General features: G+C 52.1%; 11 protein-coding genes. 5 read left to right on the forward strand and 6 right to left on the reverse strand.

The genetic code is table 11. The features are described 5' to 3' along the window. The first annotated feature begins 29 nt into the window (after positions 1–29). Both KTH_RS18555 and nagZ read left to right on the forward strand, forming a co-directional pair. A complete protein-coding gene (locus KTH_RS18555) occupies positions 30–986 on the forward strand; it encodes a BadF/BadG/BcrA/BcrD ATPase family protein (RefSeq protein ID WP_111318832.1) in 957 nt (318 codons plus the stop codon). 33 nt (positions 987–1019) lie between these two features. After that, complete coding sequence (nagZ, locus tag KTH_RS18560; RefSeq protein WP_111318834.1) at positions 1020–2657, forward strand: beta-N-acetylhexosaminidase; 1638 nt, start codon at positions 1020–1022, stop codon at positions 2655–2657. A 49-nt stretch (positions 2658–2706) separates the two neighbouring features. On the opposite strand, the gene KTH_RS18565 is transcribed toward nagZ, so the two are convergent. From KTH_RS18565 to KTH_RS18575, 3 genes are all read right to left on the reverse strand, one after another. Next, on the reverse strand, positions 2707–3468 hold the full coding sequence (locus KTH_RS18565) for a sugar isomerase domain-containing protein (protein ID WP_211326006.1): 762 nt from the start codon (positions 3466–3468) through the stop codon (positions 2707–2709). Positions 3469–3686: 218 nt separating this feature from the next. Beyond that, the gene (locus KTH_RS18570) at positions 3687–4541 is read right to left on the reverse strand and encodes a hypothetical protein (RefSeq protein ID WP_111318836.1); all 855 of its coding nucleotides are present in this window, start codon (positions 4539–4541) and stop codon (positions 3687–3689) included. 93 nt (positions 4542–4634) lie between these two features. Next, the gene (locus KTH_RS18575; protein WP_497620436.1) at positions 4635–7208 is read right to left on the reverse strand and encodes a BACON domain-containing protein; all 2574 of its coding nucleotides are present in this window, start codon (positions 7206–7208) and stop codon (positions 4635–4637) included. Positions 7209–7533: 325 nt separating this feature from the next. Between KTH_RS18575 and KTH_RS18580 the strand changes: the two genes are divergently transcribed. Together KTH_RS18580 and KTH_RS18585 are read left to right on the forward strand one after the other, a co-directional pair. After that, positions 7534–7695 carry a hypothetical protein gene (locus KTH_RS18580; RefSeq protein ID WP_497620438.1) on the forward strand — a complete coding sequence of 54 codons (162 nt, stop codon included), beginning with the start codon at positions 7534–7536 and terminating at the stop codon, positions 7693–7695. Between the two features lie 91 nt (positions 7696–7786). After that, positions 7787–8062, forward strand: a complete 276-nt coding sequence (locus tag KTH_RS18585) for a hypothetical protein (RefSeq protein ID WP_497620440.1) — start codon at positions 7787–7789, stop codon at positions 8060–8062. 325 nt (positions 8063–8387) lie between these two features. On the opposite strand, the gene KTH_RS18590 is transcribed toward KTH_RS18585, so the two are convergent. Beyond that, entirely contained in the window at positions 8388–9419 is a 1032-nt protein-coding gene (locus KTH_RS18590) for a GAF domain-containing protein (RefSeq protein WP_497620442.1), read from the reverse strand. Between the two features lie 216 nt (positions 9420–9635). Here KTH_RS18590 and KTH_RS18595 point away from each other — a divergent pair, with 216 nt between their 5' ends. Further along, positions 9636–10268 carry a TenA family protein gene (locus tag KTH_RS18595; protein ID WP_497620443.1) on the forward strand — a complete coding sequence of 211 codons (633 nt, stop codon included), beginning with the start codon at positions 9636–9638 and terminating at the stop codon, positions 10266–10268. Positions 10269–10497: 229 nt separating this feature from the next. Here the strand turns inward: KTH_RS18595 and KTH_RS18600 are convergent, their stop codons facing one another. Together KTH_RS18600 and KTH_RS18605 are read right to left on the reverse strand one after the other, a co-directional pair. Next, the gene (locus KTH_RS18600; protein ID WP_497620446.1) at positions 10498–10641 is read right to left on the reverse strand and encodes a hypothetical protein; all 144 of its coding nucleotides are present in this window, start codon (positions 10639–10641) and stop codon (positions 10498–10500) included. 311 nt (positions 10642–10952) lie between these two features. Then, positions 10953–12191 (reverse strand): ATP-binding response regulator, encoded by a 1239-nt coding sequence (locus KTH_RS18605; RefSeq protein WP_497620448.1) that lies wholly within the window; start codon positions 12189–12191, stop codon positions 10953–10955. Positions 12192–12882 lie beyond the last annotated feature (691 nt).

Here is a 12882-nt window from a genome sequence, read left to right on the forward strand (position 1 = left end):
CTACTCTTTTTGGAGGCAGAGCAAAACATATGGCAACACCGAACCCCTCTCCCACTTCCCTCTATCTGGGTGTCGATGGTGGAGGCACCAAGACACTGGCCGTTATCGTGAATGGACAGGGGGAAGAACTGGCGCGTGGACAAGCTGGCAGCTCTAATATTGCAGCACTGGGCCTTGAAACAGCTACCCGAAATATCTTTCTCGCTGTCGAACAGGCAAAGGCCCTGCTTCAAATTCCTGACCCTATCACCATCAAGAAAGCCTGGCTTGGACTGGCCGGCTTTGAACGAAAGCGCGGCGACCACGAACGGGTTTTCCCTCTGGTCCAGTCGCTTGCTAACGATGTATTGATTACTAACGATTCGGAATTACTGCTGAGCGCACTTGATGGGGCTATTGGAATCGCGCTTGTCGCAGGCACTGGCTCGATCGCGATGGGACGAGATCACAATGGCAAGGTCAGGCGTGCCGGTGGTTGGGGGCATGTGATGGGTGATGAGGGCAGCGGCTTTGAGCTCGGTCGTCAGGCTCTCCACGCCGCTACACGTGCTGCCGACGGGCGAGGCCCGCAGACTCTTCTTCTCGACCTGATTCTGAGGTACTGGAAGCTCGATACGCCGGACGACATTATCTCATTTGTCTATCCGTTCAGCGAAAAGCATATTATTGCCGATCTCTCCCGCTGTGTCTTCGAGGCCGCGGAAGCAGGCGACACCGTTGCACAGCAGATTCTCGCTACCGCTGCCGCTGAGCTCGCTCTGGCAGTAGCGGCCCTGGGGCGACAACTGGACTTTCCAGAGAAACGCCTGCCCCTGGCGCTTGCGGGCAGTCTCCTTGTTCGACAGGAACATTTCCGCGAACAGATGCTGACCCACCTGCGCAAAGAATTTACCATCGGGCCGGTTGCCATTGTCAAGGAGCCCGGTGTGAGTGCAGCACGGGCAACCATTACGATGGGGCCGGCCAGCGATTGGAACGCACTCTAACACTCTCGGACTAGACGAAAGGAAACAGCCAAGATGCATCCTGTCACGGCAAAGCTCGCCGCCGATATGTCCATCGACGAACAAATAGGGCAACTCTTTGTTGTAGGCTTTCATGGGACAACACCTTCACCCGATATTGTCGATCTGATCAAAAACCATCATGTTGGCAATATTATTCTGTTCTCACGGAATGTGCAGGATACCGCACAGGTGCGCGCCCTGACGTACGAGCTTCAGCGCATCGCACATGAGGCCGGACATCGCTATCCTCTACTCATTACCGTGGATCAAGAAAATGGAATGGTCCAGCGCCTGGGCAAAGGATCAACCGCCTTCCCTGGTAATATGGCTCTGGGAGCAACTGGGTCAATACAACTGGTACAGGACGTAGCCTATGCCTGCGGCCAGGAACTCAAGGCTCTGGGCATTAACATGAATCTGGCTCCGGTTGTTGACATCAATAATAACCCGGCCAACCCGGTGATCGGGAACCGCTCCTTTAGTGAGGTGCCTCAGGATGTTGCCCGTATGGGAGTTGCTGCACTGGAGGGCTATGCCCGTGCAGGTGTCATCTCCTGTTTGAAACATTTCCCCGGACACGGTGATACCGCGGTCGACTCTCACCTGTCGCTTCCGGTGATCGCCCATTCGCTCGAACGTCTTGAACAGGTGGAGTTGGTGCCCTTCAAGGCAGGCATCGCAGCCGGAGCCGATAGCATCATGACAGCACACGTGTATTTCCCCACCCTGATCGAGGAAGAGGGCATTCCCGCAACGCTGTCCTCAACCATTATTCGCGGCTTGCTTCGACAGCGGCTCGGCTATCAGGGCGTTGTCATTTCTGACTGTCTGGAAATGAACGCCATTTCAAAGACCTTCGGCTTCACGCGTGGAAGCGTGATGGCGCTGCAAGCAGGCATCGATCTGGTACTGATCTCACATGTGTACGAGCATCAGCTTGAAGGCCTGAACGCCATTCGGGAAGCGGTCGCCAAAGGAGTCATCTCAGAAGAAATAATTCAGGAGGCACTGGAACGTGTTCTTGAACTCAAGGCGCGGCGCCTCTCCTGGGAGGATACGCTTGCCAGGCAAACAAACACTATTGTGAACAGCCCGGAGCATCAGGAACTCAGCACCCAAGCGTATGAGCGCTCAACAACCGTGATCAAAGATGAAGCGGGGCTGCTTCCACTGCGCCTGCAACCGGAACAACGTGTCCTGCTCGTGTATCCACAGAAGGATATCTGGACCAAAGCGACCGACCAGTATCATCAATTCGAGGTGCTGGCACATGCCATACGCGAGCGGCATCCGCAGGTGACAGCCCACGCCTATAAGCCGGTTGAGAATGAAGCCACACCCACAGAACTGCTTCAGGCAGCGAACGAGGCAGATCTGATTATCGCCGTCACCGTCAATGCCAACATCGATCGGGCTCAGGCACAGGTACTCAAAGATCTACAGCGCACCGGTCGCCCCTTGATCGGCATCGCGGGCTACAATCCGTATGACCTGCTGGCCTTCCCTGAGCTGACCACTTATCTGGTCACTTATGAGTATACCGCGCCTGCCTTAACAGCGGCGGCTCGTGTTCTCTTCGGAGAGATCTCCGCTCAGGGTCATCTGCCGGTCAGCCTGCCCGGCCTCTATGAGCACGGACACCATCTCTAGAAACCTGCGCAGGGAAGAGAGAAACAGTCTCTCTCTTCCCTGACACCTGTTATACGGGGCGAATGCGTCCCTCATAGCGCCTGACAATTTCCAGATTTCGTTCTATCCCTCCCGGAACATTTGCCGAGATATAGACCGGTACCTCTTCACCTCGTTCCAGTAACAGACCGATTGTTTCCGCCGTTATCATCTGAGCAATCAATACCCCGGTGATCGAAGAGACCGCACAGGCAGTTCCACCACCAGGCAGCTCCAGCAGAGCATCACCGAACGGACCATGATTATCAATCACCACATCGGCAAATTCATAGAGCTTCTTGCCAGAGGGGTGACGCGAGGACACACGCTGTGTGTGCTGCATCGAGGTTACGACAACCAGAGGATATCCTTTTTCTTTCACCTGCCGGGCCACTTCCACCATCGCAACATTCACGCCTGAATTCGAACAGAAAATAAATGCGTCATGTGGCTCAATGCGATAGCAGGAAAGAAGCTGCTTTCCCGCTTCAGGATCGCGTTCAATGTCCGGATGCACCACGACTTCGTGTGGCCAACCCGCTTTCAATGCCAGGTCCTCCAGATCCATCCGGTTGACCGGGACAAGACCTCCGGCCCGGCCAGCAAGTTCCATCGCAAACGCTCGTGAATGACCGGTGCCATACGCATGAATCACGCCACCCTGTGTGATGCTACTGGCAAAGATTTCAGCCGCTCGTGCAATGACGTCCTTCTGACTTTGAAGAACCCGCTCAACTATGACCGAAGCCTGATTCCAGAAAAGGTCCATACCGAAACGTTGCTGATCGCTCATTTTACAATCCTTCTACTGCTAAAGCAGAAATATACGGTCTGAACTCTCCATCTCATCCCCCGCCTCACAGCTATGTCAAGGCATACACCACTATCTCCTTGCTCCGAACGAGTTCCTTCTTCGGTATCGCGAAAAAGAAGGTGTTCGCTCTGCAAAATGTACCTTCAACGCCATGATATGTCAATTCTCTGTAAGTCAGGCAGCGCTTCTCTTCTCAATCAAGAAGAACGATATAAACGAGAGATGATCCCCTCATACTCGGTCAGGAGCCGCTCAAACTCACGAAGCAAGCGAGCAATCTTATTCATCTGTATAATCATCTCGTCCCGCTTGTGAAACTCCTTGCTCAGACTCTCCTTGAGGAACTCAAGAAAGGCGATCGACTCATTGACGTGAAGCTGAAGCGAGCCATTGCGATTCTTGAGCAGGAGGTGTTTTTCATAGACTCGAAACAGGGGAGCATACGGTTTTTGTAGAGCCTGCGTGGAGGTATCGGCAGCGAACGGCAGTGATGATAGTTCCTCGGTGTCGATTTGAGAGCTGCTGTGCTGTAACACTGCCGCAAGCGCTCGAATAAACTCCAGGAAGATATAGTAGAGATCCGCGAGAAAACCACGTACCCGATGTAGTGCATCTTCAATAGAGAGTGCTCCTGTATAGATCTCATGACTATTTCCATAATTTTCGACATTTCCATAGTTTTCTATGATTTTTTGCACCTCATCGATGGTGGTCATTGATTCATTAAAGCGTCCGACAAAAGAGCCCATCACGCCGCCGCGTTCCATCCCCAGATAGGTTTGATAGACCTTGTAGAGATCCGCCAGCGTGCGCTGATCGACACGTTGTTCGCCCTCGCTCTCCTTCCCCCGTACTGATCTGGCCTCCTGTTGCGTGGCAAACGCTTCATCCAGATCACTGAGAAATTGCAGCGTTTTTTCCAGATCACCGATCAACTCACGTTTCTGCGTCTCTTCCAGTGCCGCTTTATATTTCACCAGACTTAAACAGGCCAGAACCGTTGTGACCGCATGCTCAAGTGGCGACACCTGAAAGGATTCATTCTCACCCATAACGAAAGTGCCCTTCCCCAATCACAACATCTACCGCCGCTCACGTCGGGCCCGATGTCGGGAGCATCCCCAAACACCAGACCCGGCGCCGCCTCACGGCAGTACATTCAACGTTACCGTAACACTTTGTGGACTTCCTCGCACCACCTGTCCCCTTTGATCGACCGCTGTAATAGTAATTGTTCCTTTGTACGTTCCAAGCAACCGGTTTCCAGGATTGACATGAACCGTAATCGTGCTTCCCTGACCGTTGTCAACACCTGAAGAGAGCGAGAGCTGGATCCAGTCCTGTCCCTCAGCATCAATCGTAGCCTGCCACGTTACCGGGTAGGAACAAGCTCCACTAACATTCAACTGAATATCCTGGCCGCCAGGCTTCGGATTGAGCAGCGAGGCTCCAAAGACCAGTTCAGCGGGCGATGCCGTAAAGGAGCACGGTGGAATCACATTCAGCATGACCGTGACCGCCTGGGCTGGTAAATTTGCCGTATTACCCTGCATGTCGGTCACAGAGATCTTGATTAAGGCGCTATAGCTCCCCACCCTCAGATTTGTTGGGTCGACTTCCAGTGTTAGATGATCCGACTTTCCTGCTGCCAGCATACCGCGGTTCTGCGTCAAAGAGAGCCAATCAGCGCCCGCCGAATCAATATGTGCCTCCCATGACAGCTCACCCTGACCGGTATTGGAGACCAGAACCTCCTGCTGTTGCCGCTCGCTCTTTCCCTGCGAGATATTAAACGTCACCAGCGAGGGGAACACAGTATATGAAGCCTCCTTTGCTGTCTCGCTCGCTGTTTCCGTTGGCTGTACAGAAGGCGTGATCTGATTGACGGTTGGCGTTGCGGCCGTCGTCGAAGAAAGATGAAGCTGCACCAGCACTGTTTGTGTCTGCTGCTTGCTTTCCAGAATGATGAAGCCCTGCTGCTCGGCCTCGGTCTGTTTCACCTCGACCTGTAACATGGTCTTGCCGCCGGCTTCCAACCAGCCCGATGCAGGAGATACCGCGAGCCATTTAGCCTGCGTTTTGGCCCTCCAGGAGACGCGACCATTACAGGTCGAGGCCAGATGGATACCAAGCTGTTGCGGCGCAACGTTTGTCTGGCCCTGTGCAGCCTCAAAGCTCAGATTGCGCCGATCGGTTGCCAGCCCACAGGCGGGCAGGACATCAAGCGCGATTGCGACCGACTGAGGTGTGTTCAGGGTTTGCTGCTCCGCACTAAAGGTCACAATGCTCCCGTATACATAGGGCAAAAGGTCACGGCTCTTAACCCTGACATGCACAGTCTGCGTCTTGCCCGGCGCAACCTCTCCTTGAGATGGGCTGATTGTGAGCCAATCGACATCGCTGTGCAAGATCGGGCTTCCAATCAATGAGGGCATCGCGGCTTTTCCCGCGACTTTCCAGCGTAATGGTTGTTTCCCCTCATTCCGCACCGTCAGCGTCTGCTCCTGCCGCTTTTCATCGCCATCACTGGTCGTAAAAGAGAGCCCCGGAGCAACAACGCTCATGACCGAACTACTGGTAGTATGCAACGGGAGCACGACCATCTTGACCTGAATCGTCTCTACTCCCGTGTTCGACGCGATCTGAATTTCTCCTTTGTACTCTCCGGGCGCCATCTTTGCCCGGGAAACGGCCACCGCAATATTCTGACCACTACTAAATGTGCCCCGGCTCGGAGTCGGGAAGAGCCAGCGTTGATTACTGCTGGCCGTCCACGAGATTGCGCCACCACCACTATTCAAGAGCTGCAAGGGCTGGATGGTGTTTGCCCCTTGAAGGGCGGCGCCCATGTCAAGCATTCGCTGTCGAATCTGAATCCGTGGAGGTTGCACCCGACCGGCCCCGACGACCTCTATCACCGTACTGGCAACATAGTGTGTGTGGACATCCTGCGCCTGAATCGAGTGGCTACCGGCCTTCCAGCTATCATCAATATGCAGCAAGACCTCCGCTTCGCCCTGCTCATTTACCGTGAGAAAGGGCGAAGCGTTCTCAGTACGCACACTTTCCTGAATATCTCGGGTCAGTAATACCTGCGACGAAGACGGAAAATATTTCAACTGGAGCTTGAGCGGCTGCCCCCGTCTGGCGATGCCGGGAACGGCCATGATAATCGGCGAAGCGCTGCTCTGTTCCTGCTTACTGCTCCTGTTCAAAAATACAAAGTAGACCAGTAAGAGATCAACAAGCAGAGCCAGAATGGCAACAACTGTCAGAATCCGAAAACCCGTGCGCAAACGCTTTGCCACAGCCTTGCGCTGACCTGTTGAACTCAGAGCCCCCGTACGAATAGGCTGTTGTTTCTCCCGCTCAACGGTGATGGTTTTCTCTTCCAGGGCCGGTAAAAGCTCATCTACTTCTGGAGGAAATTCCTGCACCTCCGAGAGCAGTGAACGTAAAGCAGGCGAGTTCTCCTGAAGAACTGGCGATAATTCCTTCACAAGTTGGGCATTCTCCCGCAAAACAAGCGTTCCGTGAGAATCCCCTTCGTCCGGAAGGTTCCGCTCTTCCTCCTGATCCGTCTGTGGCCGAACAGGAGGTGCCTGGCGAATGTCTGCTCCCCCTTCTTCCTGCGAACGATTGAGAAGTGAGGCTTGACAGCTTTCGCAAAAAGCTGAAGATGCTACCGTTGCCCTGTTACAGCGTAGACATTGGCGCATATCCTTCTCTTTCTACATGCACATACTGTTTCGTTGCTAGGACAATGCAAACTTAAATACATCAAATACAACCATTACGCATCTTTGCAAAAACTATCAGCATTTTTCTGAATTGTAACTACTACATACCATTTTACATAGAAAAGCAATAATTCAAGCCATATAGCCTATTTGTCATAGTGAAAGTACTATGCTTTACACAAGCCTTCAAGTATATTTACGCGTATCAATACGCTTTTCCAGCTACTATGCTTCTTCGCCTCTTCCTGACAACCACATAAGCCTGTGCCTCGGGTTGCGTGCTTGAGAGAAGCGAGCGGTTGACATGACTCATGTCTGCCCGGGCAAGCCAGCGTCGGAAGAGGTGAGGAATGGCGGGAAAGCGAGCAAGGCATCAACTGTACAGGTTTTCCTGGTCAATCGTCCAGATACCCATTGCCTGGAAGGCCAATCACGACAACGATTGCCGGCGCGTCTCATCCTCTAATGCAGCTGACACACCTCAATCAACTCAATATACGTCCAAATCCTGTCTCCGAACTGACTGAGATCTACGCCATCTGCGAGTAACAGCGAGAATGGAAGCAACCAGAACAGGCGTGGCTCCTTGCCCGATAGAGGGCGATAAGGTCGTGCGGGATATCGATCCAGAGACGCACGATGGGGACACAATGAGCAAAGTCATTCTGCGCAGAAATCTGTCGCGAAGGGATACCCATCCAGCAGCAACCGCAAAGGTGTTTCGCAGTGGCAGGTTCTCCCCCGACAATATCGACGCCTGGCACCCGGATGACTCTATCAAGCTGCGCGAGCGTGCAAAGAAGATAATTTCTCGGGAAGGAGAACCACAATGACGGTCGAGCAGTAATGGTCCATCACCCGATAGTACCAGGATGCACGGTTGTCGCAATCACGCATGAAAACCCTGAGCGAGCGTCCTAAAGCCTGGCCAACAGACAAGCGCCGAAGAACTTATCGCCTTCTGTCACAAACAAATCGCGCAGTTCACGCGCCCTGAAGCAGTCGAGTTCTGCAAGTGTCGCAAACCCTCAACAGAGAGGACACAGAAGTATATGCTGGCGGAAAGGAATGGAGCGGGCACAGTAAGCGTATGCATAGGCAAAATATCTGGGCTTGCGACGAAACCACACCACAAGCCCAAATATATCAATACAACGCTCATGTAGAAGGGGGCTCCTGCGGAGACAGAATCGTTCGTTCCAGATTGGCCCGCTCGGCCATTTCCAGCAATTCATTCTCAAAGATTTTCCACATTTCTTGCTCGGCTTGCTTCATTTCAAGTGCTCGCCCCTTTCTTCCCTCTTCCTGTATCAGTTGATTCACGCGCGCACGGAAATGTTTCAAGTGCTCATCTTGCACTGTATACTTCGGCATCATTTTAAGCTGAATAGCCTGAAGCTCATAAAATTCATGTGCCTCAAATGCCAGTACCAGTAACTCGGCATGATGCTCTATAAGCTTCAGCCGCGCAGTCGTGAAATAGTTGGGCTCTGCACAGGACACCAGCAAACAACCTGCCACCCGATCAGCCCGGAAAATAGGATACGCCGCCGCACTTCGCTCCCACTTATCCCATTTCCCGGGTAAAATGCCAGTATACTCTTTGCTGTTTTGAATCATACGCGGATGACATGAACTCACAACATATCCTGCCAGCGACTCCATGCCCAGAAAAACAGCCTGCTGTTCAAGATTATCCTTCCAGGGGGTATACCCATAGCCGATATATTCCCTCAAACTTCGAATACGGCCATTAACGGGAGGCATGCATTTTACCAGCGTAACCGCCATACCACGTCGCTGAGGAGCAAGCTGTTTCAATGCATTCTGCAATACGATTTCAATAATACACCAGGATCGTTGAATACGAGGCAACATAACATACTTCGAGAAAACTTCTGCATACACCCTGGAAGGGATAAACAGTGTCTCATCCTTCGCCTCTGTTCCCTCACCCAGTGGTAAGAAATCCGGGAACTCGGCCTGAAGCAGTTCTAACCAGACAGCACGCTCCTCTGGAACGAGGTCCAACAAGCGCCGCAGATGTTGATAGCGAGGATTTGAGGTGTTCTGAGCCCAACGCAGAAGCGTAACAGCATTCACTTTCAAGGCTTTCGCCAGGCTTTGACGCTCACGCGGGTCCTGTATCTTTTGACTCAGGAGCGATCTCCAGGAGGACGGTCTTTCCACATCTCTACCCTTACTGCATGATATCCAATTCAATACGTCACTATTCAAAATAGTATCAGCAAAGCATGACGTACGTCAATTCATCTGAAAAATTTTTATTTATTTTTAATCTCATCTCACCAACAAAGCAGCGCCTTGCAAACGATGTACTAACCATCTATACTGAGAACAGGAACCAGGGCTTCGAGAGATATAACACAGAAGAGGTATTGTATAATGACACTTGCACAGCTCTTATGGCAAGAAAATCGCGATCTCGCTCAACAGGCACTGGATCATCCCTTTATACATGGGATACGCTATGGCACCCTCCCATACGCGGTTTTTCAGCATTACCTGGCTCAGGATGCATTCTTCCTCAACGCGTACGCCCGGGCGTATGCGCTGGCACTGGTATATACTCCCGACACGCAGGGCATGCGCGACTTTTATGAACTGCTCTCCGGTGTCTTTGCCGAACTTACGCTCCATCAGCGGAACGCGAAAGGATGGGATATTGATCTTACACAGGTTGTCCCGGATACGGCCACGTTGGCCTACACTGATTTCTTACTGGCAACAGCTACGCTTCGTGATATCGGGGAGATCTGTGCAGCGATGACGCCCTGTATGCGTCTCTATGCCTTTCTAGGGCAGATGCTTGCCTTTCACGAGGTGACGGAAGCTCACCCCTACCGGGATTGGATTCATACTTACGCAGCACCAGAATTTGAGGCACTCGCAGTCCGGCTTGAAACGCTACTCGATCGCTATGCCAGTGATATACCACCAGTTCATACGACGTACCGCCGCGCCATGCAACTTGAGGTCGCGTTCTTCTCGGCACAAGCAATCCCATCCACATCCTGAGGGATAGGAGACAGAGAAACCTCTACTCCTGCCCTCGCCATGCCCGCTACAACAGCACATCCTGCTTCATAATCCCTGGTTGCAGGAGCCGAGTTCCAATCCGCTCATTGACGTTCTACAATAAAAAAAGGCCAGATAACGTATGCTCTGGTCAAAATAGGGTAATTGTTTGCTTGAGAAGAGCAAGCCACCAGTAAAGAGCAGTCTGTGCACCGCCATCAATGCCCGATTATGGAGCAACCAACGAGGTCGCAGTGGAAAACCGGCGGGCTGTTTTGGGCTTGATATCGTCTTCTATGCCATTCCCCATCACTTGATCTCCAATTTGCAGTGTGATCGCTCGAGATTGCTCTTCCCCTACTGGCTTTTCCATATGCAGATAAGCTCGAAAAAGGAAGGTCTTTTTGCCTGCAAGCTTATGCAGCATATGGCTACCATGAATTTGCATGTACAACGGCACGAGGAGCGCTTAACACAATAGTGAAGGCTGAATAGCTTTGCCCACCTTCTTGCGCTCAAAATCCGGTATGAGCGGCTGACAACGTCTTCCTATGGGAGCGGTCGCAGAATCGAGCGACAGCTTCTCTTCAAGGGAGACACAGGTTTCTTCGAGAATCACAGAGGAGTAGCTTATTACAGGCTACTCCTGCGGTAAAAATCGCTTCTGCATCATTCCTCTCCTGATCAATGCACCAGCGTCCAGGTAGCATGTGTTTTCACTTCCAGCAGGGAAGCATCGGCGGTTGTTGCATCTGGATCGACAAAGACGGGCAGGGCCACAGTAAAGGTACTCCCCTTGCCTTCCGTGCTCTCTACCTCGATTTTGCCTCCGTGTCGTTCAACAACCTTACGGGCGATGAAGAGGCCAAGCCCCAGGCCGGGACGCTCACCGTTCAAGACCTGCACATCGGGCACACGATAGAACTGATCGAAGATCTTTCCCTGTTCCTCTGGCACAATCCCGATACCCTCATCCTGGACAGTGATCAGGGCATTATAGCCATGCTGCATGATCGTGATCGTAATGGCGGATCCTTTCGGCGAATACTTGCGCGCATTTGACAGCAGATTGAGCAGCACCTGACAGATACGATCGCGATCGGCATCAATCAGCACGGGCTCTCCCCCAACGATCTCGGTTGTCAGCAGAGGGCCAGAGCCGCCTGTATATGTCGAGAGCATTTGCTTGCAGAACGCCACCAGATCGAATGGCTGACGGCGTAGCACAAACATATTGGACTCCATTAAGGAGGTATCCAGCAGATCTTGAATGAGAATGTCCGTTCGGCTCACCGACTGCTCAATATCTTTCAGCCCCTGCAAAAGCACTTCACGATCCTCTCCACTTTCGACCTGACGCTGAAGCAACTGGACCAGGCCAAGCACACCAGAAAGCGGTATCTTCAGCTCATGCGCCACAATTCGCATCAACTTTTCCTTCATCTCATTGGCGGCGATCAGCTCACTGGTGCGCTTTTGTACCTGCCACTCAAGCGTCTTCGCATGTTGCGCAAGCGCAAGATGCTGTTCTTTAACCTGCCGACGCAACTGATGAGCTTGAATAGCGCGCTGGAGAGCTGCGACAAACGCATCACGATCGATCGGCTTTAAAATATAATCATAGGCCCCACCCCGTAAGGCGCGGATTGCCAGATCATACTCGCCATGCCCGGTAATCAACAGGGTCGGGGTATCGGGTCTGAGCTCCTGTATCTTCGACAGCAATTCCAGCCCATCCATACCTGGCATCTTAATATCACTGATAATCGCGTCATAATCATACTTCTGAATGAGCTCTAGAGCCTTATCAGCGGTATCGCTGGTCTCAACCTGAACATCCTTCAGGCGTAGCTGAAGCGTCTGAGGTAAGGCCTGCAATAACGCGACATCGTCATCAACAATCAGGATATGCGGTGTATTCATAGTGGCGCTCTGAACCCTTCTTTCGATTTTATTAAATGATACGCTAATGACGCTTCCGATCGTTTCAAAGGGGCCCATTTGTCTTGTATCCTGTTTCGCTATCCCCTGCTCACAAAAGTGTCACAGAAGGCAGAGGTAGAGAATACGGGTTCTAACAGACAGGGCGAACGAGATAGCATCACCTATTCTACAGAGAAAAAGTAAAGAGCCGGTAAGTGTAACAAAGACACTTGTCGGCAGGAAAGCGCATGAGGAGAGGAGGGGGGCACAGACAGACCGGAATTACAGCTTCCCAGAACGGGCGTGGAAAGTTTGCGTAGTGGGGGGCTATCTTCTATAATAAATAAGGTTGTGCATAGAAACCTGACGCCACCAAAACAAGAGTCTGCCAGACTACGTATAGACAAAACGGTACCTATCTTTTATATAATAGGGTGATTCTTCGTGTTGAATCACAAACCTGTTTTGGGTATGGAAAAGCACGTTTCATAGGCAACATTCCCGCTTTCCTGAAGCATACCTGGGTCCTTGAGGCCCTTCATGAGAGAGGGAGCCCAGTAGCAGTCCAGGTGGCTGTACAGGATAGAAACCGAGCGAACAAACACGAAGAGAGCAGAATCCCACAAATAAGATCGGGTGGGCATCCTTCTTTATACGGAAACAAACTGCACTTAGGAGGCGTATTACTCAG

This window comes from Thermosporothrix sp. COM3 (assembly GCF_059696735.1).